Origin of the sequence: Micrococcus sp. KRD070 (genome assembly GCF_017168435.1) — a bacterium.
In the GTDB taxonomy this organism is placed as follows: Bacteria; Actinomycetota; Actinomycetes; order Actinomycetales; family Micrococcaceae; genus Micrococcus; species Micrococcus luteus.
The window spans coordinates 45165-69564 of the sequence record NZ_JABFNH010000007.1; the positions used below are offsets into that span (position 1 = coordinate 45165).

17 protein-coding genes and 1 tRNA gene are annotated in these 24400 nt (G+C 73.2%); 14 read left to right on the forward strand and 4 right to left on the reverse strand.

The annotated features are described in order from the left end of the window. The 4 genes from lgt to pyk all read left to right on the forward strand — a co-directional run. The coding region (lgt, locus tag J1M38_RS02335) for a prolipoprotein diacylglyceryl transferase (protein ID WP_241246417.1) at positions 1 to 972 on the forward strand (972 nt) is incomplete at its 5' end. A gap of 203 nt (positions 973 to 1175) precedes the next feature. Then, positions 1176 to 5828, forward strand: coding sequence for a glutamate synthase large subunit (gene gltB, locus J1M38_RS02340; RefSeq protein WP_049147614.1), 4653 nt, complete (start codon positions 1176 to 1178; stop codon positions 5826 to 5828). After that, entirely contained in the window at positions 5821 to 7281 is a 1461-nt protein-coding gene (locus tag J1M38_RS02345) for a glutamate synthase subunit beta (RefSeq protein ID WP_020624213.1), read from the forward strand. Before gltB ends, J1M38_RS02345 begins: the two co-directional genes overlap by 8 nt. 76 nt (positions 7282 to 7357) lie before the next feature. Further along, positions 7358 to 8845: a pyruvate kinase gene (gene pyk / locus J1M38_RS02350; protein WP_060973954.1), complete on the forward strand. Its 1488-nt coding sequence runs from the start codon at positions 7358 to 7360 to the stop codon at positions 8843 to 8845. Positions 8846 to 8863: 18 nt separating this feature from the next. Here the strand turns inward: pyk and J1M38_RS02355 are convergent, their stop codons facing one another. Continuing rightward, entirely contained in the window at positions 8864 to 9460 is a 597-nt protein-coding gene (locus J1M38_RS02355) for an ANTAR domain-containing response regulator (RefSeq protein WP_010078752.1), read from the reverse strand. 176 nt (positions 9461 to 9636) lie between these two features. Between J1M38_RS02355 and J1M38_RS02360 the strand changes: the two genes are divergently transcribed. From J1M38_RS02360 to J1M38_RS02390, 7 genes are all read left to right on the forward strand, one after another. Next, positions 9637 to 9718: transfer RNA gene (locus tag J1M38_RS02360), tRNA-Leu, on the forward strand. Positions 9719 to 9788: 70 nt separating this feature from the next. Next, positions 9789 to 12662, forward strand: a complete 2874-nt coding sequence (locus J1M38_RS02365) for a DUF4040 family protein (protein ID WP_060973953.1) — start codon at positions 9789 to 9791, stop codon at positions 12660 to 12662. Continuing rightward, entirely contained in the window at positions 12659 to 13090 is a 432-nt protein-coding gene (locus J1M38_RS02370; protein WP_010078750.1) for a cation:proton antiporter subunit C, read from the forward strand. The genes J1M38_RS02365 and J1M38_RS02370 overlap by 4 nt, the downstream gene beginning before the upstream one ends. Continuing rightward, positions 13087 to 14757, forward strand: a complete 1671-nt coding sequence (locus tag J1M38_RS02375; RefSeq protein WP_010078749.1) for a monovalent cation/H+ antiporter subunit D family protein — start codon at positions 13087 to 13089, stop codon at positions 14755 to 14757. Before J1M38_RS02370 ends, J1M38_RS02375 begins: the two co-directional genes overlap by 4 nt. Positions 14758 to 14795: 38 nt before the next feature. Next, positions 14796 to 15230, forward strand: a complete 435-nt coding sequence (locus J1M38_RS02380) for a Na+/H+ antiporter subunit E (protein ID WP_010078748.1) — start codon at positions 14796 to 14798, stop codon at positions 15228 to 15230. Further along, on the forward strand, positions 15227 to 15511 hold the full coding sequence (locus J1M38_RS02385; RefSeq protein ID WP_010078747.1) for a monovalent cation/H+ antiporter complex subunit F: 285 nt from the start codon (positions 15227 to 15229) through the stop codon (positions 15509 to 15511). Before J1M38_RS02380 ends, J1M38_RS02385 begins: the two co-directional genes overlap by 4 nt. Positions 15512 to 15524: 13 nt before the next feature. Further along, positions 15525 to 15902 (forward strand): monovalent cation/H(+) antiporter subunit G, encoded by a 378-nt coding sequence (locus J1M38_RS02390; RefSeq protein ID WP_123243863.1) that lies wholly within the window; start codon positions 15525 to 15527, stop codon positions 15900 to 15902. A gap of 60 nt (positions 15903 to 15962) precedes the next feature. Here the strand turns inward: J1M38_RS02390 and J1M38_RS02395 are convergent, their stop codons facing one another. Beyond that, complete coding sequence (locus J1M38_RS02395; RefSeq protein ID WP_036382804.1) at positions 15963 to 16484, reverse strand: PaaI family thioesterase; 522 nt, start codon at positions 16482 to 16484, stop codon at positions 15963 to 15965. Between the two features lie 67 nt (positions 16485 to 16551). Here J1M38_RS02395 and polA point away from each other — a divergent pair, with 67 nt between their 5' ends. From polA to rpsA, 3 genes are all read left to right on the forward strand, one after another. Continuing rightward, positions 16552 to 19365, forward strand: a complete 2814-nt coding sequence (gene polA / locus J1M38_RS02400) for a DNA polymerase I (protein ID WP_123243862.1) — start codon at positions 16552 to 16554, stop codon at positions 19363 to 19365. Beyond that, complete coding sequence (locus J1M38_RS02405; RefSeq protein WP_123243861.1) at positions 19349 to 20722, forward strand: GNAT family N-acetyltransferase; 1374 nt, start codon at positions 19349 to 19351, stop codon at positions 20720 to 20722. The genes polA and J1M38_RS02405 overlap by 17 nt, the downstream gene beginning before the upstream one ends. Before the next feature lie 142 nt (positions 20723 to 20864). Continuing rightward, complete coding sequence (gene rpsA / locus J1M38_RS02410) at positions 20865 to 22322, forward strand: 30S ribosomal protein S1 (RefSeq protein WP_036315338.1); 1458 nt, start codon at positions 20865 to 20867, stop codon at positions 22320 to 22322. A gap of 135 nt (positions 22323 to 22457) precedes the next feature. On the opposite strand, the gene J1M38_RS02415 is transcribed toward rpsA, so the two are convergent. Both J1M38_RS02415 and J1M38_RS02420 read right to left on the reverse strand, forming a co-directional pair. Next, positions 22458 to 23675, reverse strand: a complete 1218-nt coding sequence (locus J1M38_RS02415; protein ID WP_233569897.1) for a class I SAM-dependent methyltransferase — start codon at positions 23673 to 23675, stop codon at positions 22458 to 22460. Continuing rightward, the gene (locus J1M38_RS02420; protein ID WP_036315334.1) at positions 23668 to 24369 is read right to left on the reverse strand and encodes a YigZ family protein; all 702 of its coding nucleotides are present in this window, start codon (positions 24367 to 24369) and stop codon (positions 23668 to 23670) included. The genes J1M38_RS02415 and J1M38_RS02420 overlap by 8 nt, the downstream gene beginning before the upstream one ends. Positions 24370 to 24400: the final 31 nt, after the last annotated feature.

Consider the following 24400-nt stretch of genomic DNA (forward strand, 5'->3'; position numbering starts at 1 on the left):
CTCGCACCCCTGGCCGCGTTCCCCGCCCCCACCTGGGACGGCTTCGAGATCGGCCCGGTGAAGATCCACGCGTACGCGCTGAGCATCATCCTGGGCATCGTCCTGGCGCTGTGGCTGGCCGAGCGCCGCTGGAAGGCCCGGGGCGGCCCCGAGGGGCGCGTCCTGGACGTGGCCCTGTGGGCCATCCCGTTCGGCTTCGTCGGCGGGCGGCTCTACCACGTGTTCTCCTCGCCGGACCGGTACTTCGGCCCCGGCTTCGACGGCACGGGCGACCCGATCCAGATCCTGTACGTGTGGAACGGCGGCCTGGGCATCTGGGGCGCCATCGCGCTGGGCGCCGTGGGCGCCTGGATCGCGTGCCGCCGGTACGGGCTGCGCCTGAGCGCCTTCGGCGACGTCGTCGCCCCGGGCATCCTGCTGGCCCAGGCCGTGGGCCGCTGGGGCAACTGGTTCAACCAGGAGCTGTTCGGCGGCCCGACGACCCTGCCCTGGGGGCTCGAGGTCGACCCGGCCAGCCCGAACTTCCCGGCCGGCTACGCCCCGGACACGCTGTTCCACCCCACGTTCCTCTACGAGTGCCTGTGGAACCTGGCCGGGGTCGCGCTGCTGCTCCTCGTGGACCGCGCGCTGCACCTGCGCCACGGCCTCATGCTGTGGTCCTACGTCGCCTGGTACACCGCGGGCCGCACGTGGATCGAGATGCTGCGCATCGACGACGCCGAGATGGTCACGCTCTTCGGCGTCACCCAGCGGCTCAACGTGTGGACGTCCCTGCTGGTGTTCGTCATCGCCCTCGCGTTCATCGTCGGGATCCTGCTGCGCCATCGCGGCGCGGCCGCCGGCCCCCACGCCCACCAGAGCGTGTGGCGCGCCGGGCACGCCCCCGAGGGCGACGACGGCGTCGCCGTCGCCGCGGGCCGCTCCGGGTCCCACGCCGTGGGCGCGGCGGAGGACGACGCCGTCCGGCGCTGACCCGCTCCCCGGCGCGCCCGCGAGGGGCGCCCGGGGCCCCGGTGTCCCACATGGTGGACATTCGGCGTGTCACAGAACGTCCGGTTCCGCACAGTGGGACGTCGCGCCCGGTAGCGTCTCTTCCACCTCGGGGCCGTCGGCCCCGAGCGTCGGGGCCAGCGCCGTCCCCGTCCGAGCCCCTGCTCTCCGGAAAGGACGGCACCATGCCCGTGGCATCCTCGCCCGCCTCGGCCCCCCGCGCGGGGGGACCGGTGGATCCCTTCGTCCGCTATGCGGACGTCCCCGCCGCCCAGGGCCTCTACGACCCGTCCCGGGAGACCGAGAACTGCGGCCTCGCCGTCATCGCCACCCTGCGGGGCACCCCGGGCCACGACATCGTCCAGCACGCGCTGACCGCCCTGCGCGCGCTCGAGCACCGCGGGGCGGTGGGCGCCGACGAGGGCACCGGCGACGGCGCCGGCCTGCTGACCCAGATCCCCGACGAGCTGTTCCGTGCCGTCGTCGACGCCGAGCTGCCCCCCGTGGGCGAGTACGTCGCCGGCACCGCCTTCCTGCCGCCCGTCGACGGCGAGCGCGCCGAGGCGAAGGAGGCCGTCGAGCGGCTGGCCGAGGAGGAGGGGCTGCAGGTCCTGGCGTGGCGCGAGGTGCCCACCGACCCCTCGGCCCTGGGCGTCGGCTCCCGGGCGGCCATGCCCGCGTTCGAGCAGCTGTTCCTGTCCCTGGCGGACGGTCAGGACGGCACCGAGCCGGGGCAGTCGCTGGACGTGCGGGCGTGGCGGGTGCGCCGCCGCGCCCAGTCCCGCGCCGGCGTCTATTTCCCCTCGCTCTCGTCCCAGACGATCGTCTACAAGGGCATGCTGACGACGGCCCAGCTGGAGCCGTTCTACCCGGACCTCTCCGACGAGCGGTTCACCACCCGGCTGGGCGTGGTCCACTCGCGGTTCTCCACCAACACCTTCCCCTCGTGGCCGCTGGCCCAGCCGTTCCGCACCATCGCGCACAACGGCGAGATCAACACGGTCAAGGGCAACCGCAACTGGATGCGCGCCCGTCAGGGCCAGCTCAAGCACCCGATGCTCGGCGAGGTCCCCGAGGACCTGTTCCCGCTGATCAGCCCCATCGGCTCGGACTCGGCCTCCTTCGACGAGGTCGCGGAGCTGCTCATGCTCTCCGGGCGCCCGCTCACCCAGGCGATCATGATGATGATCCCGGAGGCGTGGGAGAACCACGCGACCATGGACCCGGCCCGCCGCGCCTTCTACCAGTACCACTCCATGCTCATGGAGCCCTGGGACGGACCGGCCGCCGTCGCCTTCTCCGACGGCACCCAGGTGGGCGCCGTGCTGGACCGCAACGGCCTGCGCCCCGCCCGCTGGTGGGTCACCGACGACGGCCTCGTCGTCCTGGCCTCCGAGGTCGGCGTCGTGCCGATCGAGCCCTCGGCGGTGGTGCGCAAGGGGCGCGTGGCCCCGGGGCGCATGTTCCTCGTGGACACCGAGCAGGGCCGGATCATCGGCGACGACGAGATCAAGGCCGAGGTCGCCTCCGCCCAGCCGTGGGAGGACTGGGTGCGCCAGAACCTCCTGGACCTGGAGTCGCTCCCCGAGCGCGAGCACGTCCGCCACACCTCCGAGTCGATCCTGCAGCGTCAGCGCATCTTCGGGTACACCTCGGAGGAGCTGCGCATCCTCGTAGGGCCGATGGCCCAGACGGGCGCCGAGCCGCTCGGTGCGATGGGCACGGACACGCCCATCGCCGTCCTCGCCAAGCGGCCCCGGCTGCTCTTCGACTACTTCGTGCAGTCCTTCGCCCAGGTGACGAACCCGCCGCTCGACGCGATCCGCGAGGAGCAGGTGACCTCGATGCGCACCGCGATCGGCCCGCAGGGCAACGTGCTCTCCCTCGAGCAGGTGCGCACCCGCCAGGTCGACGTCCCGTTCCCCGTGATCGACAACGACCAGCTGGCCCGCATCCAGCACCTGCGCGACGCCGACGGCACCCGCCTGACCCTCAAGGTGAACGGCGTGTACCGGGTGGCCGGAGGCGTCGAGGAGCTCCGCGCCCAGCTGAAGGCGATCTGCGAGCAGGTCTCGGCCGCCGTCAACCGCGGCGTGGAGTACGTGGTGCTGTCCGACCGCGGCGCCACCGCCCAGTGGGCGCCGATCCCGTCCCTGCTGCTGACCTCCGCCGTGCACCACCACCTGCTGGCCTCGGCCAACCGCACCAAGAGCTCGCTGATCGTCGAGGCGGGCGACGTGCGCGAGGTCCACCATGTGGCCGTCCTGCTCGGCTACGGGGCCTCCGCGGTCAACCCGTACCTGGCCATGGAGTCCGCCGAGGAGCTCGTGCGCACGGGAGAGGTCTCGGGCGTCACCGCCGAGCAGGCCGTGGCGAACCTGATCAAGGCGCTCGGCAAGGGCGTCCAGAAGATCATGTCCAAAATGGGCATCTCCACGGTCGCCTCCTACACCGGCGCCCAGACGTTCGAGGCGCTCGGCCTGTCCCGGCGCTTCGTGGACCGCTACTTCGTGGGCACCACGAGCCCGCTCGACGGCGTGGGCATCGACGTCGTCGCCGCCGAGATCCAGGCGCGCCACGAGTTCGCGTATCCGCCGGACGGCAACGACATCAACCCGTACCGCGAGCTCGAGGTGGGCGGCGAGTACCAGTGGCGGCGCGAGGGCGCGCCGCACCTGTTCAACCCCGAGACCGTGTTCCGCCTCCAGCACTCCACGCGGGAGCGGCGCTACGACGTCTTCAAGGACTACACGCGTCGCGTGGACGACCAGGCGGAGGAGCTCATGACCCTGCGCGGGCTCATGCGCCTGCGCACGGGCGAGCGGCCGCCGGTGCCCGTCTCCGAGGTGGAGCCCGTCGAGTCGATCGTGCGCCGCTTCTCCACCGGCGCGATGTCCTACGGCTCCATCTCGCAGGAGGCGCACGAGACCCTCGCGATCGCCATGAACCGCCTCGGCGCCCGCTCGAACTCGGGCGAGGGCGGCGAGGACCCCGAGCGCCTGCTGGACCCGGAGCGCCGCTCGAAGATCAAGCAGATCGCCTCGGGCCGGTTCGGCGTCACCAGCCTGTACCTGGCCACCGCGACCGACCTGCAGATCAAGATGGCCCAGGGCGCCAAACCCGGCGAGGGCGGCCAGCTGATGGGGACCAAGGTGTACCCGTGGGTCGCCCGCACGCGGCACTCGACCCCGGGCGTCTCCCTGGTGTCGCCGCCGCCGCACCACGACATCTACTCGATCGAGGACCTGGCGCAGCTGATCCACGACCTCAAGCGGGCCAACCCGACCGCGCGGGTCCACGTCAAGCTCGTCTCCGAGTCCGGCGTGGGCACGGTGGCCGCGGGCGTCGCCAAGGCGCGCGCCGACGTCGTGCTCATCTCCGGCCACGACGGCGGAACGGGCGCCTCCCCGCTGAACTCCCTCAAGCACGCGGGCACCCCGTGGGAGATCGGCCTGGCCGAGGCGCAGCAGACGCTCATGCTCAACGGCCTGCGCGAGCGCGTCACCGTCCAGGTGGACGGGCAGCTCAAGACCGGCCGGGACGTCGTGATCGCCGCACTGCTCGGGGCCGAGGAGTTCGGCTTCGCGACCGCCCCGCTCGTGGTCTCCGGCTGCATCATGATGCGCGTGTGCCACCTGGACACGTGCCCCGTGGGCGTGGCCACCCAGAACCCCGAGCTGCGCGCGCGCTTCACGGGCAAGCCCGAGTTCGTCGTCAACTTCTTCGAGTTCATCGCGCAGGAGGTCCGCGAGCTGCTCTCGCAGCTGGGCTTCCGCACGCTCGACGAGGCGATCGGCCACCGCGAGCTGCTCGACGTGGACGCGGCCCTGCACCACTGGAAGTCCGAGGGCCTGGACCTCTCGGGCATCCTCGCGGACCCCTCCGTCGGCCGGCGTCCGGGCCACGAGGACGCGCCCATGCGCCGCACCACCGAGCAGGACCACGACCTCGCCTCCCACATCGACCACCGGTTCATCGCCCGGCTGGGGGACACGCTCACGACGGGCACGCCCGTCGTGATGGACGAGGCCGTCGTGAACACGGACCGGTCCGTGGGCACGCTGCTGGGCTACCACGTCACGAGCACGCGGCTCGCCGACGAGCTGGACGACGACACGATCACCGTGCGCCTGACGGGCGAGGCCGGCCAGTCCCTCGGCGCCTTCCTGCCCGCCGGCGTCACCCTGCGGCTCTCGGGCGACGCCAACGACTACGTCGGCAAGGGCCTGTCGGGGGGACGCGTGATCGTCCGCCCCGACGCCGAGGCCCCGTTCGTGGCCGAGGAGAACACCGTGGCCGGCAACGTGATCGGCTACGGCGCCACCTCGGGCCAGCTGTTCCTGCGCGGCCGCGTGGGGGAGCGGTTCCTCGTGCGCAACTCCGGCGCCACCGCGGTGGCCGAGGGCATCGGCGACCACGGCTTGGAGTACATGACCGGCGGTGAGGCGCTGATCCTCGGCGAGACCGGCCGCAACCTCGCCGCCGGCATGTCCGGCGGGCGGGCCTGGGTGCTGGACCTGGACCGGGAGGACCTGAACCCACTCGCCGTCCGCGAGGACGCCCTGATCCTCGAGGCGCCGTCCGCGCAGGACCGGCTGCGGATCGCCGAGCTGCTGGAGCTGCACCGCGCGGAGACGGGCTCCGCCGTCGCCGCCGCGCTGCTCGCCGACCTGCGGGCCGGCGGGGACGCCGCCGACGCCGCGTGGGACCGCTTCACGACCGTCCTGCCCCGGCAGTACGACCTCGTGCTGCGCACCCGTCAGGCCGCGACGGCCGAGGGACTCGACCCGGACGGGGAGGCCGTCTGGGACCGACTGCTGGAGGTGACCCGTGGCTGATCCGCGCGGATTCCTGAAGAACCGGGAGCGCGTCGAGCGCCCCACGCGTCCGGTGCCGGTGCGCATCATGGACTTCAAGGACGTGTACGTCCGCCAGGACGAGGCGATCGTGCGCACCCAGGCCGGCCGGTGCATGGACTGCGGCATCCCGTTCTGCCACTCCGGGTGCCCGCTGGGCAACCTCATCCCGGAGTGGAACGACCTGGTCCGGCGGAGACGCTGGGACGAGGCCGCCGCGCGACTGCACTCGACCAACAACTTCCCCGAGGTCACCGGGCGGATCTGCCCCGCCCCGTGCGAGGACTCCTGCACCCTGGGCATCAACCAGCCCGCGGTCACCATCAAGCAGACCGAGGTGGCGATCGCGGAGCAGATCTTCGACAACGACTGGCTCGAGCCGGTCGTGCCGGCCCGCCTGAACGGCCACACCGTGGCCGTCGTCGGCTCGGGCCCGGCGGGACTGGCCGCGGCGCAGCAGCTCACCCGCGCCGGCTTCACCGTGGTGGTCTACGAGCGCGACGAGCGCCTCGGCGGCCTGCTGCGGCTGGGCATCCCGGACTTCAAGCTGGAGAAGGACGTCCTGGACCGGCGCCTGGCGCAGATGGAGGCCGAGGGCACCCGGTTCCGCACCGGCGTGGAGATCGGCGTCGACCTGCCCTGGGACCAGCTCAAGGCCCGCTTCGACGCCGTGATCGTGGCGACCGGCGCCCCCGTGGCCCGCGAGCTGCCCGTCCCCGGCCGCGGCCTCGACGGGATCCACCTCGCCATGGACTACCTCGTGCAGTCCAACCGCGCGGTCGCCGGCGACGAGGTCCCGGACCAGATCTCCGCCGAGGGGCGCCACGTGGTGATCCTCGGCGGCGGCGACACTGGCGCGGACTGCATCGGCACCGCGCACCGCCAGGGGGCGGCGTCCGTGACGACGCTGGCGATCGGCCAGCAGCTGCCGGTCGAGCGCCCCGTCCACCAGCCGTGGCCCACGATCCCCAAGGTCCACCAGCAGACCACGGCCGACGCCGAGGGCGGCGCCCGCGCGCACCTTGCCTCCACGGTCGAGTTCCTCGGCGACGAGCACGGCCGCGTGCGCGCCCTGCGCGTGGCGGAGACCGAGTACCGCGAGGACGGCACGCGCGGGCCCAAGGCGGGCACCGAGCGCGAGGTCCAGGCGGACCTGGTGCTGCTGGCGCTGGGCTTCACCGGCATCGAGGAGGGGCTGCTCACGCAGCAGCTCGGCGTGCACGTGACACGCGGGCTCGTGGCCCGGAAGGACGGGTACGAGACCGACGAGCCGGGCGTGTTCGCGTGCGGCGACGCCGGGCGCGGCGCCTCCCTGGTGGTCTGGGCCATCGCCGAGGGGCGTGCGTGCGCGCAGGAGGTCGACGAGTCGCTCGAGCGCTGGTCCCGACTGCCGCACCCCGTGGACCCGGACGACCGCGGCCTCGTCCTCGGCTGAGTCCTCCGTCTCATCTTCCGACGCCACGCGGGCCCGCCCTCCACCGAGGGCGGGCCCGCCCCCTATCGTGGGTCGCATGCGACACGCGAAGATCATCGCCACCTTTGGGCCCGCCACCGACTCCGACGAGACCACCCGCGCCATCATCCGCGCGGGGGCGGACGTCGTCCGCCTCAACATGAGCCACGGCGACCACGCGGTGCATGAGACGTCCTACGAGCGGGTGCGTCGGCTGAGCGTGGAGGAGCGGCGCCCCGTCGCGATCTTCGCCGACCTCCAGGGTCCCAAGATCCGCCTCGGCCGCTTCACCGACGGCCCGCATCTGCTCGAGAGGGGCGATCGGATCACCATCACCACCCGGGACGTACCCGGGACCCGGGAGCTGGTGGGCACCACCCACAAGGGGCTGCCCGGGGACGTCGCCCCCGGTGACGTGCTGCTGGTGGACGACGGCAAGGTGCGCCTGCGCGCCGTCGAGGTCACGGACACGGACGTGCTGGCCGAGGTCGAGGTGCCGGGCATGGTCTCGAACAACAAGGGGATCAACCTGCCCGGCGTGGCGGTGAACGTGCCGGCCCTGTCCGAGAAGGACGAGCGGGACCTGCGCTGGGCGCTGCGCACCGGCGTGGACATGGTGGCGCTGTCCTTCGTGCGGGACGCCGCGGACGTGGACCGGGTGCACGAGATCATGGACGAGGAGGAGCGCCGGGTCCCGGTCATCGCGAAGATCGAGAAGCCCCAGGCGGTGGAGAACCTCGAGGCCATCGTGGACGCGTTCGACGCCGTCATGGTGGCCCGCGGCGACCTCGGCGTGGAGCTGCCGCTCGAGGACGTGCCCGTGGTGCAGAAGCGCGCGGTGGACCTCGCCCGCCGCTGGGCGAAGCCGGTCATCGTGGCCACGCAGGTGCTCGAGTCGATGATCGACAGCCCGCGCCCGACGCGCGCCGAGGCCTCGGACTGCGCCAACGCCGTGCTCGACGGCGCGGACGCCGTCATGCTCTCGGGCGAGACCTCAGTGGGCGCGTATCCGGTCGAGACGGTCCAGACGATGGCCCGGATCATCGAGTCCACCGAGACCCACGGCCTCGAGCTCATCCACCCGCTCGGCTCGCGTCCGCGCACGCGTGGCGGCGCGATCACCCGGGCCGCCGTCGAGGTCGCGAACCAGCTCGAGATCCCGTTCCTCGCCACGTTCACCGAGTCCGGCGACTCGGCCCGTCGGCTCAGCCGCCTGCGGCCGCGTCAGCCGATCTACGCGTTCACCCACCACGAGCACACGCACAACATCCTGTGCCTGACCTGGGGCGTCTACCCGAAGATGGTCCCGTTCCAGGACTCCACGGACAAGATGACCCTCCAGGTGGAGCAGTCGCTCACATCGGAGGGCATCGCCCAGCACGGCGACCTCGTGGTCATCGCCGCCGGGTCCCCTCCCGGGGCCGTGGGCTCCACGAACACGCTGCGCGTGCACCGCGTGGGCGACGACGCCGCGGGCGGCTCGTCCGCCGCCTCGCCGCAGACGCGCGAGCCGGTCGGCTTCTGGCCGGCCCGCTCCCCGCTCTGACGAGCGCGCGGGCGCCGCTCAGCCGACCTGGTCGATGACGGCCTGCGCGACCTCCCGCATGGTCAGGCGCCGGTCCATGGAGGTCTTCTGGATCCAGCGGAAGGACTCGGCCTCGGTCAGGCGCATCCGCTCCTGGAGCAGCGCCTTGGCCCGGTCCACGATCTTGCGGGTCTCCAGGCGGTCGCCCAGGTCCCGCACCTCGGCCTCGAGGCTGCGCAGCTCGTCGAAGCGGGCCACGGCCAGTTCGATGGCGGGGACCAGGTCGGCCTCGGTGAAGGGCTTGACCACGTAGGCCATGGCCCCGGCGGTCCGGGCGCGCTCCACCAGCTCGCGCTGGCTGAAGGCGGTCAGCATGACCACGGGGGCGAGCCGTTCCCCGGCGATCTCGCCCGCGGCCGCGATGCCGTCCATCACGGGCATCTTCACGTCCATCACCACGATGTCCGGGCGGTGCTCGCGCACGGCCTCGACGGCGGCGCGGCCGTCGCCGGCCTCGGCGACCACCCGGTATCCCGCCCCGGTGAGCACCTCCACCAGGTCGAGGCGGATCAGGGTCTCGTCCTCGGCGACGACGGCCCGCAGGCCGGTCTCCTCGGGAGGCGTCAGCGTGGACACGGCAGCTCCTTCGTGCGGGCCGGGACGGCGTCGGTGTGGCGCCGCTGGTGGTCCACCAGGCTACCGTGCGCCATGGGCGCGGCGCGGGCGCGGCGGCGGGGACCCCCCGCCGGAAGGCCGGGGACGCCGGGTCGGGGCGCTGATAGGGTGATCGAGTCCCGCCTCCGGGCGGCACTGCCCGAATGGTGGAATCGGTAGACACGCCGCACTCAAAATGCGGTGCCGAGAGGCGTGTGGGTTCGAGTCCCACTTCGGGCACCGTCGGCGCGCGGCCACCCGCCGTGGGCGCCGTGTCCGTGACCGATCGACCCGAGATGAGTGGTGTCCTGTGCTCCTGACCAGCCTCCTGCTGACCCTCCTCTCGGTGGTGGCGGCCGTCCCGGCCTCCCGGGCGCTGGGCAGGGACGCGGGCTGGGTCCTGGCCGCACCCCTGCTGGCCGCGGCCGGCGTGCTGATCGCGGCGTGGACGGGCGGCGTCCGGACGGAGCACCATCCGTGGATCCCCGCGGTCGGGGTGGACCTCGACCTCCGGCTGAACGGCCTGGCCCTCGTGTTCGCCATGATCGTCCTCGTCATCGGCGCGGCGATCCTCGCCTACTCCAGCCGGTACCTCAGCCGGGACCGCGCGGAGAGCCGCCCCGGCTCCTTCTACCTGCTGATGACCGCGTTCGCGGCGTCGATGCTGCTGCTGGTGCTCGCCGACAACATCGTGGTCCTCTTCGTCGCGTGGGAGTTCACCTCCTTCACCTCCTTCTTCCTCATCGGGCGCTCGGGGGACCACGCCCGCGACCCCGCGATCCGGACCCTGCTCGTGACCGTGGGCGGCGGCCTCGCGCTGCTGGCCGCCGTCGCCCTCATGGCCGTGCGGACCGGCACTGCCTCGCTGTCCGGGGTGTTGGCCTCGGACGTGTGGTCCGAGGCGGGCTTCACCACCACGGTCGCCGTCCTGCTGGCGGTGGCCGCGTTCACCAAGTCCGCCCAGTTCCCGTTCCAGGCGTGGCTGCCGGACTCCATGGTGGCCATCTCCCCGGTCTCCGCCTACCTGCACGCCGCGGCGATGGTCAAGGCCGGCATCTTCCTGCTGCTGGTGTTCAGCCCGGTCCTGGCCGGGAACCCGGTGTGGTCCGCGCTGTTGATCGGCTCGGGCCTCATTACGGCCCTGCTGGGCGCCGTCTCCGCGATCCGTCGCCACGACCTCAAGGGTCTGCTGGCCTACTCCACGATGAGCCAGTTGGGCCTGCTGGTGACCGCCATCGGCATCGGCACCCCCGTCGCGCTTACCGCGGCGATCGTGCACACCGTGGCGCACGCGCTGTTCAAGTCGGCGCTGTTCATGCTGATCGGCGTGGTCGACCACGAGGCCGGCACCCGCGACCTGCGAGAGCTCGCGGCCCGCCACGTGCGCATGCCGGTCACCGGCACGGCGATCGCCGTCGCCGCCCTGTCGATGGCGGGCATCCCGCCGCTGTTCGGCTTCATCTCCAAGGAGGGCCTGGTCGAGGCCGCTCTCGGGACCCCCGGTCCCGCATGGCTCCCCGTCCTCGTCACCGCCGGCATCGCCCTGACCTCCGTGTTCACCGTGGCCTACTCCGGCCGTCTCGTGCTCGGCGCCCTGGGCCTCTGGGGTCCAAGCCCGGACGGGGCCGCCCATTCGTGGCCGACCGGCCGGGAGGACGAGGTCCACGAGGCTCCTGCCACCTTCTGGGGCGTGCCCGTGCTGGCCGCGGCCGCGGGCGTGGCCCTGGGCCTGCTGCCCGGTGTGCTGGACACCCCCGTCTCCTACGCGGCCGAGGCCGCCTCCGGCGCGGAGGTGCACGCGCACCTGGCGCTGTGGCACGGCGTGAACACGGCCCTGCTCGTCTCCGCCGCCATCATCGTGCTCGGTCTGCTGCTGGTGGCCTTGCGCCGCCCGGTGGAGCGCGTGGCCTCCCACGCCGCCCTGCCGTTCTCCGCCCTGGATGCGGTGGACGAGGTTCGGCACCGGCTGATCGGCGTCGGCGCGGTCGTCTCGCGCGCCTCCGGCACCCTGGCTCCCCGCCCCCACCTCCTCATCCCCGCCCTGGTCCTGGGGCTCCTCGCCGTGGCCGGTGTCGCCACGATCGAGGATTTGCCCGCCGTCGTCGGCCAGCCCTCGCGCTGGCACGACTGGGTGCTGGTCGTCTTGGTGGGTGCCGGCGTGATCGCCACCATCCGCGCCAAGACGCGCATCGCCGCCATGGTGGTGGTCGGCGTCGTAGGGTTCGGCATGACCCTGTGGTTCCTCACCCTCGGCGCCGTGGACGTGGCCCTGACCCAGCTGATGGTCGAGGTGCTCACGGTGTGCGTCATGGTGCTGCTGCTGCGCCGCCTGCCCGCCCGCTTCAGCGACGAGCCGACCCCGCGCAGGATGCAGGCGGTCCTCGCCGCCTCCGTCGCCGGCGTCGCCGCGACCCTGGGCGTGCTCGCGTTCACCGGCCGCTCCAGCATGTCGGAGATCGCCCACTTCTACCTGACCCAGAGCTATGCCCAGGCTGGGGGGACCAACGTGGTGAACGTGATCCTCGTGGACTTCCGCGCCGTGGACACGTGGGGCGAGATGACCGTGCTCGGGGCGACGGCGCTGACCATCGCGGCCCTGTTGCTCAACCGTCGGCCGACGCCTCCACAGCCCTCCGCCGTGGACATGCGCTCCCCACTCGCCCACGTGCGCGAGAACCTCGTCCACATCCGGGTGTTCGGCCGTGTCTTCGGCGTGCTGATCATCCTGCTGTCCGCGTTCCTGCTGCTGCGCGGGCACTACGAGCCCGGCGGCGGCTTCATCGCCGCACTGGTCGCCGGTGCCGGCTACGCCCTGCTCTACCTGGCCGCCGACTCGGACACGGCCCCGGAGTTGCGGTGGCCGTACCTGGCCTTCATCGGCTCGGGCATCGCCGTCGGCACCGCGACGGGGATCGTCGGTTACCTCACCGGCAAGGGCTTCCTCGGAGCCGCGGGAGTGAAGGTCCTGGACTACGGGCTCTCCACCACGCTCGCGTTCGACATGGGCGTGTACCTGGCCGTGATCGGCCTGATCGTGGCCGCGTTCTCCCTGCTCGGCCCCGAGCGGCCGGGTGAGGACCCGCTCCGCGCCTCGAGCCGTGACCCCGGCGTCGCGCCGGCGGCCCCGTCCTCCGATCCCTCGGCCCCGACCACCACGACTGCACGAGAGGAGGTCACCCGATGACCGTCGCCCTTACCGTGGGACTTCTGACCTTCGGCGCGTTCTACCTGTTCTCCAAGCGCGAGCTGCTGCGCGTGATCCTCGGCATGGTCCTGCTGGGCCACGCCGCCAACCTGGCCATCATCGCCGCGGGCGGCACCGACCGCCGCGGGCTGCCCTTCGCGGGGACCTCAGACGTCGAGGTGCAGGCCGATGCCCTGCCGCAGGCCTTCGTCCTGACCGCTATCGTGATCGCCTTCGCGATCACCGTGCTGCTGCTCGCGCTGGCCGTCACCGGGCGCGCGGACGACGCGGTGGCCTCGCCGGGGGAGACCCGCGACTCCCTGGAGCAGGCCGCCGCCGACGCACGCTTCCCGCGCGAGGAGCGGCACGCCGCGGCCGGCCGGATCGCGCAGCACTACGCCGGCCAGGGCCCGGAGGTGCGTCGATGAGCGCCGTCCCGCTGGGCCAGCTGCTGCCCCTCTTCGCCGCCGTCCCGCTGCTGTCCGCCGGTCTGCTCGTGCTGGCGGGGGAGCGTCCCCGCCTCCACCGGGCAGTCCTGTTCGCGGTGCTCGGACTCGTCACCACCGGCGGGCTGGCCCTGGGCGTCCACGCCCTCGACGGGTCCGTGCTCGCCACCTCGCTGGGCGGCTGGCCCGGGGGCATCGGGATCGGCTTCGCAGCGGACATGCTGTCCGCCCTGATGCTCGTGCTCACGAGCGCCCTCACGATCGTGGGCGCGGCGTTCGCCTACGGCTCCCGCGTCGCTAACTCCCAGTTCTTCGCCCCGCTGCTCCTGATCCTCATCGGCGGAGTCAACGGCGCCCTGCTGACGGCGGACCTGTTCAACCTGTTCGTGTTCATCGAGGTCATGTTGGTGCCCAGCTACGGCCTCTACGTCCTCTCCGCCAACCGCCGTGAGCCCCTGCGCCGAGTGGACGGGGCGCGGCTGTACGTCACCCTCAACCTGCTAACCTCCACGATCCTCCTGGTCGGCGTCGGCTTCGTCTACGGGCTGACCGGCTCGGTGAACCTCGCGATGCTCGCCGGGTCCGCCGCGGCGGACCCACGCATCGCGATCGCCGCGGGCATGGTGCTGTTCGCACTGTCCATCAAGGCCTCGGTGGCCCCGCTGCACGGCTGGCTGGCCTGGGCGTACTCCTCGACCTCCCCGGCGGTGACGGCCCTCTTCGCCGCCCTGCACACCAAGGTCGCCGTGTACGGGCTCTACCGGATCTACTCCGTCATGTACGACGGCGATGCGCGTCTGCTGCCGCTCATCCTGGTCCTGTCCCTCGCCACCCTCGTGGTGGGTGCGCTCGCCTCGGTCGGTGAGCACGGTGTGCGCGCCGTGTTGTCGTGGCAGATGGTGAGCGGCATCGGCGGCATCCTCGTCGGACTCGGGCTCTCCACGCGCCTGGGTCTCGCGGCGGGCCTGTTCTACCTCGTGCACCACATGGTGGCGATGGGCTGCCTCCTGATGGCGGCCGGCGCGATCGAGGTGCGCTACGGCACCGGCCGTCTCGCGGACCTGCAGGGCCTGGCCCGGCGCGAGCCGCTGATCGCCGTCGCCTTCTTCGTGGGCCTGCTCTCCCTGGTCGGCATCCCGCCCTTCTCCGGGTTCGTGGGCAAGCTCATGCTCGTCAGCGCCGGCCTGGACGCCGGCCGCGGTGTCACCGCTGCGCTGGTGCTGGGCGCCTCCCTGGTGAGCCTGTGGGCTCTGCTGCGGGTGTGGGACGCCTGGTTCTGGGGCGCTCCGACGGCCCCACACGGGCACCGCGAGCGCCTGGCCACCGCGGCCATGCCCATCGTGGGCCGGGCGGGCTCCGTGCCGTCGCCCTCCGGCCGCGGCTCGAGCACCGACCACGAGCGCACCGAGTCGTGGGCCTCGCAGGAAACCCTCGATCCGCCCACGGGCGTGCTGCCGGTGACCGTGGATCCGGACGAGGACGTCACGCGCTCCCGCATCCCAGGCCGGCTGGCCGCCCCCGCCGTCGTCCTAGCTATGGCCACCCTCGCCCTCGGGCTCGGCGGTCAGGCCCTGTGGACCGTCACCGACCTCGCGGCTCAGGGCCTGATGGACCCCAGCAGGTACATCGAGGCGGTGCTCAACCCATGAGCACCGCACTCCCGCAGCCTCCGGAAGGAGACGCCCCCATGCACACCGTCGCCCCCGCCGACGGGACCGTCGACCTGGCGCCCGGCACGGCCTCCGCCGTGTCCTGGCCTTGGCGGTGGCTCGTGTTCTGGTGCTGGTACGCGTGGGCCCTGGTGACCTCTTCGAAGGCGGTCATCAAGGACCTCGTCACCCCCGGCGTCCAGGCGCGCTCGGGCATCGCCCGCGTGCGCAGCAACTGCCGCACGGACGCCGAGGTCACCCTGCTCTCGGCGCTGATCACCCTGACGCCCGGCACGTTGACGCTGGGCACCCGGCGTGCCGGCGCCGTCGGTGACGAGGACGGTGACCCGGACGCGCGGCGCCTGCTCTACGTGCACGGCCTGTACGCTGACGACGCCGACGCCCTGCGCGCGGAGATCCACGACATGGAGGCGCGCATGCTCCACGCGATGCGGAAGACGGGGGTGGCATGATGCCCTTCGCCTACGACTGGTCCCTGGTGGGGATCGACCTGGCCATCGCGCTGCTGACCGTGTCGGCGCTCGTGTCCGCGTACCGGATCGTGGTGGGCCCGCTCGACGCGGACCGCGCGGTCTCGGGCGACCTGCTCACGTTCAGCGTGCTCGGGATGCTCGTGCTGTTCGGCGTCCGGGCGGACAACCCGTGGACGTTCGACTTGGTCCTGATCGCCGCGGTCGTGGCCTTCCTGTCCGGCATGTCCCTGGCCCGCGCGCTCACGCGCGGCAAGCGTTGAGGAGGTCGCACCCGTGGACGTCGTCCTGACCGCCGCCGGCTCCGTGCTCGTGGTGATCGGAGCCCTTGCGTTCGTCACCGCGGGACTCGGTCTGATCCGGTTCCCCGACCCCTACACCCGCGTCTCCGCCGTGGGCACCGCCGGCGGCGTCGGGATGATCCTGATCGTGGTGGGCGCCCTGCTACTGGCCCCGGGGGTGGCCGCGTTCGTGAAGGTGGCCCTGATCGTGGTGCTGCAGCTGGGCTCGGCCTCGGTGGCCACGATGGCCCTGGCCCGTTCGGCCTATCTCACGGGGGTGCCCATGAACCCCGGGCACTACGACGAGCTCGCCGAGGACACCCCGGGGCGCGAGCACGGCGAGCCCGCTCCCCGCGCGCCGGACGAGGTCTGAGACCGCCCGCACGCGGCGTCGGCCCGGCCCGTCCCGTCTCCCGGGGCGGGCCGTGCCGCCTCAGGGGCGCGGCGCCAGGACCAGGTTGGTGATGCGGGCGGTCGAGAGCCGCCGGCCCTGCTCGTCCGTCATCACCACCTCATGGGTGACGAGGGTGCCGCCCAGGTGGACGGCGGTCGCGGTGCCGGTCACGAGGCCCGAGCGGACGGCCCGGTGGTGCGTGGCGCTGATCTCGACCCCGACGACGTTGCGGTCCGGCCCGGCGTGGATCTTCGCGGCCATCGAGCCCAGGGACTCGGCGAGCACGAGGTGGGCGCCGCCGTGCAGCAGCCCGACGGGCTGCTCGTTGCCCGCCACGGGCAGGGTGGCGACGGCTCGCTCGGCCGTGAGCTCGAGGAAGCGCAGACCCATCTTCTGGGCGAGGGGGCTGATCGCCGCGCCGCCGAGGGCGGTGACAAGCTCGGGCGTCAGACCGGCCTCGGCGCAGGCCGCCTCCAGCTCGGCGGGGCTCAGCTCGGGGGTGACGCCGGGGCGGTACACGCGCTCGGAGGCGGCGGGGGTGGTCTCGGTGTGCTCACTCATGAGCACTAGGCTGGCACACGCGACCGGCGCGCCCCGCGCCGCGCGCCGAGAGGAGACGTGAGCACCCATGGCGGCAGATCCGACCCCAGAGGCCCCGCAGCGGCTGCTGGTCCTGGACGGGCACTCGATGGCGTTCCGCGCGTTCTACGCGCTGCCCGCCGAGAACTTCGCCACGGACACGGGCCAGCACACGAACGCCGTGTACGGCTTCACCGCCATGCTCCTGACCATGATCCGGCAGCAGCGGCCCACGCACGTGGCCGTGGCGTTCGACCTCTCCGGGCCCACGTTCCGCTCCGAGGAGTACGGTGAGTACAAGGCCGGCCGCTCCGAGACGCCCGCGGAGTTCGCGGGCCAGATCGAGCTGACCGTGAAGGTCATGGAGGCCCTGGGCATCCCCACGCTCACGCTGGAGGGCTACGAGGCCGACGACATCGTGGCCACTCTGTCCGCGCGCGCCGAGGAGGCGGGGTGGGAGGCCGTCGTCGTCTCCGGTGACCGGGACGCGTTCCAGCTCATCTCCGAGCGCACCACCGTGCTCTACCCCAAGAAGGGCGTCTCCGACATCCCGCCGATGGATGCGGACGCCGTCATGGCCAAGTACGGGGTCGCCCCCGCCCAGTACCCCGAGCTCGCGGCCCTCGTCGGCGAGGCCGCGGACAACCTGCCCGGCGTGCCCGGCGTCGGTCCCGGGTTCGCCGCGAAATGGCTGAAGCAGTACGGGGACCTCGACGGCGTGCTCGCACACGCGCACGAGATCACGGGCAAGAAGGGGGAGGCGCTGCGCGAGCATCTCGAGGACGTGCGCCGCAACCGCCGCCTCAACGCCCTCGTGCGCGACCTCGACCTGCCGATCGGGCTCGAGGCAATGCGGCTCGAGATGCCCGAGCGCGAGCCCGTGGAGGAGCTGTTCGACGCGCTGCAGTTCAACCGCATCCGGGAGCGCGTGTTCGAGGTGTTCGGCGAGCGGGTGGGCGAGGACGCGCCGCCCCCCGAGGTCGAGGCCGCCCCGGAGTTCACCGAGGCGACGACGGCCGAGGACGTGCGATCCTTCCTCGCCGCCGAGGCCGGCAACCTGCTCGGCGTCCACGTGGACGTCGAGGGCCCGGCCCTGCTGCCCCGCCGCAAGGTGCCCGTGCCCGGCACGTTCGGCACGCCCGTCGGCGTCGCGCTGGTGGGCGAGCACGCGGGCCTGCACGTCACCCTCGACGGCGACGCCCCGGACCCGGCGCTGGTGGCCGCCGTGCGCGAGGCCCTGGGCGAGGGCGGACTGGCCAAGGCCGTGCACGACCTCAAGCGCACGCTCAAGGCGCTGGCCGCGCCCACCGAGGGCGACGGGCTCGGCCCGGACGCGGCCCTGGACGGCGTGGTGGACGACGTGCTGCTCTCGGCCTACCTGATCCAGCCGGACCGGCGGGACACCTCGCTCGAGGCGCTGGCGGAGGCGCATCTGCACACCCCCCTCACCGCCCCGCGCGAGTCCGCTCAGCAGCGGGCGCAGGGGTCGTTCGACCTCGACGGAGGTCAAGCCGCCGCCGAACGGGCGGACCGCGCCGCGGACGCCGTGCGGGCCGCCTGGGTGGTGCGCCGTCTCTCGACCCAGTTCACGCCCCAGGTGCTCGACCGCGGGGCCCAGCGGCTGCTGCAGGAGCTCGAGATCCCGCTCTCGCGGCTGCTCGCCCGGATGGAGCTGACCGGCATCGCCGTCGACGTCGACGCCCTGACCGGCCTGCGCGAGGACTTCACCGACGCCGCCGACGCCGCCAAGGAGTCCGCGTGGGCGTCCGTCGCGGAGGAGACCGGCGGGATGCAGGTCAACCTCGGCTCGCCCAAGCAGCTGCAGGAGGTGCTGTTCGAGCGGCTCAACATGCCGCGCACGCGCAAGACGAAGACCGGCTACTCCACGGACGTGGACTCGCTGCAGGACCTGCTCGAGCAGACCCGGCACCCGTTCCTCGAGAACCTGATGGCCCACCGTGACGCCACGAAGCTCCGGCAGACCGTGGAGGGGCTGCTCGAGACCGTCGCCCCGGACGGCCGCATCCACACCACCTACTCGCAGACCGCCGCCGCCACGGGCCGGCTGTCTTCGCTGCACCCGAACCTCCAGAACATCCCGGTGCGCACCGAGGCGGGCCGCCGCATCCGTGAGGTGTTCGTGGCGGACGAGGTGGCCGGCGAGCAGGCCGTGCTGCTCTCGGCCGACTACTCCCAGATCGAGATGCGCATCATGGCGCACCTGTCCGAGGACGAGGGGCTGATCCAGGCCTTCCGCGAGGGCGAGGACCTGCACTCGTTCGTCGGCTCGCAGGTGTTCGGCGTGGACCCGGACGACGTCACCGCCGAGCAGCGCGCCAAGGTGAAGGCGATGAGCTACGGCCTGGCCTACGGGCTGTCCTCCTTCGGGCTGTCCAAGCAGCTGAAGATCTCGGTGGACGAGGCGCGCGGCCTCATGAAGGGCTACTTCGACCGCTTCGGCGGCGTGCGCGACTACCTGCGCGACGTCGTCGCGCAGGCCCGACAGGACGGGTACACCTCGACGATCGAGGGGCGCCGCCGCTACCTCCCGGACCTCAGCTCGGACAACCGTCAGCTGCGGGACATGGCCGAGCGCGCCGCGCTCAACGCCCCCATCCAGGGCTCGGCCGCGGACATCATCAAGCGCGCGATGCTCGACGTGCAGGCCGGCCTCGAGGAGCACGGGCTGGCCTCGCGCCTGCTGCTGCAGGTCCACGACGAGCTCATCCTCGAGGTCCCGGCCGCCGAGCTCGAGAAGGCCACGGCGCTCCTGAAGGAGCGGATGGGCCGGGCCGCCGAGCTCTCCGTGCCGCTCGACGTGCACGTCGGCCAGGGAAGGAGCTGGCATGACGCCGCACACTGACGCGCCGGAGGGTCCGTCGCTGCGGCGGCTGGCCGACGCCGCCGAGGACCGGCTCGGCGAGCACGGCCTCGCGCTGCGTGACCTCGGGGTCCTCGGCCCCGAGGACCCCGCCGCATCGCACTTCGCGGCCGCGGTCGAACGGGGCTTCTACGAGACGGTGCCCACGGGCGCCGCGCTCCGCCAGCAGCTCGAGGCCCACGCGGCCGACGGACGGCGCCGGCTCGGCGTCTACGCGCCGGGGGACGACCCGGCGGCCCGCCGCCCCGCCGCCACCTTCGAGGACTTCGTGCAGCCGCTGACCACGTCGCCCGGCCGCACCGTCGACGCCTGGCTGATCACCGACGTGACCGTCTCGCCGGACGCCCGCCGGCGCGGCGTGCTGCGGGCCATGATGCTCAGGTCCCTCGCGGACGCCCGCGACGCCGGCCTGTGCGCGGCCGCCCTGACCGCGACCGAGGCCGCCATCTACGGCCGCTTCGGCTTCGGGGCCGCCACCCGGTGGCACGCCGTGCGGATCGACGTCTCGGGCGCCCCCGCGTTCACGGGCGCCCCGGCCGGCGGGCGGGTCACGGTCGAGGAGCCGCGGGAGATCCCCGGCCTCGTGGACGAGCTGTACGGGCGGGTGCTGCCGGCCACCCCGGGCTCGGTCCAGCGGACCTCGTTCAGCGTGCCTCGCTGGGAGGACCGCGAGGCGAGTCGGAACGAGGGGCGCGGCTCGGGGCTGTACGCGGCGGTCCACCGCGACGACGACGGGCGGGTCCAGGGCGTCGCGCTGTATCGGTTCGAGGGCTGGGAGAAGGAGCCGCCCACGATCACCGTCACCGCGTTCCTCGCGGCGACCGCCGACGCGCGGCGCGGGCTCGTCCACCACCTGGCCCGGCTGGACCTGGTCGAGCGGATCGAGTGGGGCCGCGCACCCGAGCCCGGTTGGCTCGAGGCGCTCTTCGTCGACGAGCGGCGGGTGAGCCGGCACCGCGGCTCCGACGACCTGTACCTGCGGGTCCTGAACCTGCCCGCCGCCATGGCGGCCCGTGGCTGGGCGGGCGACGGGGAGGTCGTCGTCGCCGTCGAGGACGCGCTCGGCGCGATCGACGGGACGTGGCGGCTCACCGTCCGCCAGGGGCGCGGCGCCGCCGAGCGGCTGGGCCCCGCGGCCGACGCCGTCCGCATGGGCGCGGGGCTCCGGCTCGACGCGGCCCGGTTCTCCGCGCTCTGGCTCGGCGGGCACTCCCGCGGGGCCGGCGCCGCGGTGCTGGCGGAGGCCGGTGTCGTGGCGGAGCTGCGGGCCGGCGCGGCGGAGGCGTTCGACGGGCTTGTGCGACCCAGCCGACCCCTGCACACCCTCGTCGGCTTCTGATACGCTGGACGAGCACATTCGTGCGCGTTTGATACATGTCCATCACGACCCACGCCGGGTGGGGCCCCTCTGGTGCCCGGATGCCGCCCACCGGCGGCATCGATCCCGACGTGACCCCCGATCCCAACGGAGTCCCTCCTACATGACCACCACTTCCAACGCCCCGCAGGTCGCCATCAACGACATCGGCTCTGCCGAGGACCTGCTCGCCGCCATCGACGCGACCATCAAGTACTTCAACGATGGCGACCTCGTCGAGGGCACCGTCGTCAAGGTGGACCGCGACGAGGTCCTGCTCGACATCGGCTACAAGACCGAGGGCGTCATCCCGTCCCGCGAGCTGTCCATCAAGCACGACGTGGACCCGGACGAGGTCGTGGCCGTGGGCGACACCGTCGAGGCCCTGGTCCTCACCAAGGAGGACAAGGAGGGTCGCCTGATCCTCTCGAAGAAGCGCGCCCAGTACGAGCGCGCCTGGGGCGACATCGAGAAGATCAAGGAGGAGGACGGCGTCGTCGAGGGCACCGTCATCGAGGTGGTCAAGGGCGGCCTCATCCTCGACATCGGCCTGCGCGGCTTCCTCCCGGCCTCCCTCGTGGAGATGCGCCGCGTGCGCGACCTGGCCCCCTACATCGGCCAGAAGCTCGAGGCGAAGATCATCGAGCTGGACAAGAACCGCAACAACGTGGTCCTGTCCCGCCGCGCCTGGCTCGAGCAGACCCAGTCCGAGGTCCGCTCCAACTTCCTCCACAAGCTGGAGAAGGGCCAGGTCCGCAACGGCACCGTGTCCTCCATCGTCAACTTCGGCGCCTTCGTGGACCTGGGCGGCGTGGACGGCCTCGTGCACGTCTCCGAGCTGTCCTGGAAGCACATCGACCACCCGTCCGAGGTCGTCGAGGTGGGCCAGGAGGTCACCGTCGAGGTCCTCGAGGTGGACATGGACCGCGAGCGTGTCTCCCTGTCGCTGAAGGCGACCCAGGAGGACCCGTGGCAGCTCTTCGCCCGCACCCACGCCCTCGGCCAGGTCGTGCCGGGCAAGGTCACCAAGCTCGTGCCGTTCGGTGCGTTCGTCCGCGTGGAGGACGGCATCGAGGGCCTCGTGCACATCTCGGAGCTGGCCTCGCGCCACATCGACACCGCCGAGCAGGTCGTGTCGGTCAACGACGAGCTGTTCGTCAAGGTCATCGACATCGACCTCGAGCGTCGCCGCATCTCCCTGTCCCTCAAGCAGGCCAACGAGGGCGTGGACCCCGAGGGCACCGAGTTCGACCCGGCGCTCTACGGCATGGCCGCGGAGTACGACGAGGAGGGCAACTACAAGTACCCCGAGGGCTTCGACGTCGAGACCAACGAGTGGATGGAGGGCTTCGAGACCGAGCGCGCCGCCTGGGAGCAGCAGTACGCCGACGCTCAGGCCCGCTGGGAGGCCCACAAGGAGCAGGTGCGCCGCTCCCTCCAGGAGGAGGCCACCGCCGGCGCCGACGCCGGTGCGGGCCTGGGCGGCTCGTCCTACTCCTCCGAGGCCCCGTCCTCGGACGGAGGCACCCTGGCCTCCGACGAGGCCCTCGCCGCCCTGCGCGAGAAGCTCACCGGCAACTGATCGCCGCGGTGCGTGACCGTCCCTGACGGCCCGCGCCGAGCACCCGACGCCCCGTCCCTCCCTCCGGAGGGGCGGGGCGTCGTCGCGTCCCGGGGGGCTGGCCGTGGGGGAGCGGACGGGACCCGACGGCCGCGCTCAGCGGCGCTCGGAGACCGTCACGGTGAACGTGCGGTCGCGCGCCGTCTGCCGGGTCGGCCCGACGAGGTCCTCCAGCACCGGCCGGTACCGCAGGTGCGAGTTCCAGACGCACCACAGCCGGCCGCCCGGCTCCAGCACCCGCGCCGCGGCCGCCACCAGCCGGTGGGCCACGGAGGGGTCCACGGCGTTGCCGTCGTGGAACGGGGGATTCAGGAGCACGCACTCCTCCGTCCCGTCCGGCCACGTGGTCAGGGCGTCGTCGCGCACGGCCCGGACGCGGTCCGCCACGCGGTTCGCGCGGGCCGTGGCGAGCGTCGAGGCGACCGCCACGGCGGACTGGTCGGTGGCCAGCACGGTGACGTGCGGCCACAGCCGCGCCGCCCCGACCGAGAGCAGCCCGTTGCCGCACCCCAGGTCCACGGCGCGCCCCGGCGGGCGCGGGTCGTCGGCGAGCGAGGTGAGCAGCAGACGGGTGCCCGGGTCGGCGGCGGCTCCGCCGAAGGTGCCGGCGTGGGCCACCAGGTGCAGGCGCCCCACGCCGGGGACGTCGCGGTCGGCCTCCTCCGGCGGCCGGGGGGTCACGCCGGGACGTGGGCCCCGGGCCGTGAGCACGCGCGCCTTGCGGCGTCCCCGTCCGGCGACGACGTCCTCGAACGCCGCGCCGAGCACCGCGTTCATGCGCGGACTCATGTGCTTGTCGCGGCCGCCGGCCAGCAGGACCACGCCGGGGTCGGCCACGGCTGCGACGATCCGGGACAGCCGGTCGAGCTCGTCGAGCGAGCGGGGCAGCGGCAGCAGGACCGTCCGGGCGCCCCGGGCCGCCTCCTCAGGCGTGGCCGTTCGCTCGAGCTCGCCCGTCTCCCCGCCGAGGCGACCGGCGGCGCGCCACGCGGCGAGGTTCGCGTCCAGCGAGCGCTCGGCGGAGGCGTCGTCCTGGTGGATCCGGACGTCGTGGCCGGCCGTGAGCAGGGGCAGGGTCAGCGCGCCGTGCCGGTCCTCCAGGACGGCCACCGGGCCGGGGACGTGCCCGCTCGCGATCCACCCGGCCAGGGTGTCGAGCAGGAGCAGGTCCGCCGCGTCGTGGGCCTGGCGGTCGGGCTCGGTCGGCAGCGGCCACCGATCCAGCGCCGCGAAGTCCACGCCCGCGGTGAGGTCGTCCGGCAGCCCGCCACGGGCGACATCGGGGGTGACCCCCCGGGGCAACGGCTCACTCATGGTCCACCCAGTCCTCTCCGATCCGCTCCGCATGCCCCGCGCCGGCCGTGACGTCCGCGAGCCGCGCCGCGAACGCCGCGCGGGCCTCCTCGGTGTCCGGCACGCCGACCGTCAGGCGGACCCCCGCGGCGCCGTAGCTCGCCTCCAGCACGGACACGCCCGCCGCGCGCAGCTCGTTCTCCCACCGGCCGGCGTCGGTGTGGGGCGCCTCCACCGCGAGCAGGGCCAGCCGGGAGCGGGTGCGCAGCGGGGCGGCGTCGAGTGCCCCGGACACCGAGTCCGAGTAGGCGCGCACCAGGCCCCCGGCGCCCAGCTTGATCCCCCCGAACCAGCGCACGACGACGGCGCACACGTCCGTCAGGTCGGTCCGGCCCGGCGCGGTCTCGCGCTGGAGGACGGCCTCGAGCATGGGGACGCCGGCCGTGCCGGCGGGCTCGCCGTCGTCGCTGGAGCGCATCCGGTCCCGGGCGGGGCCGAGGACGAACGCGCTGCACACGTGCCGCGCGTCGTGGTGCCGGCGCCGCAGGACGGCGACCATCTCGCGCGCCTGCGCCTCGTCCTCGACGCGCCCGAGGTAGGTGAGGAAGCGGCTGCGGCGGATCTCCACCTCCCGTTCCAGCCAGCCGTCGGGGTCGCGGGCGGACGCCGGCAGGACCGTGCAGCGCGCGGTCGGGGCGGGGGCGGGATCGGGCATGACCCCACCCTAGGGGCTGGCCGAGGACGGG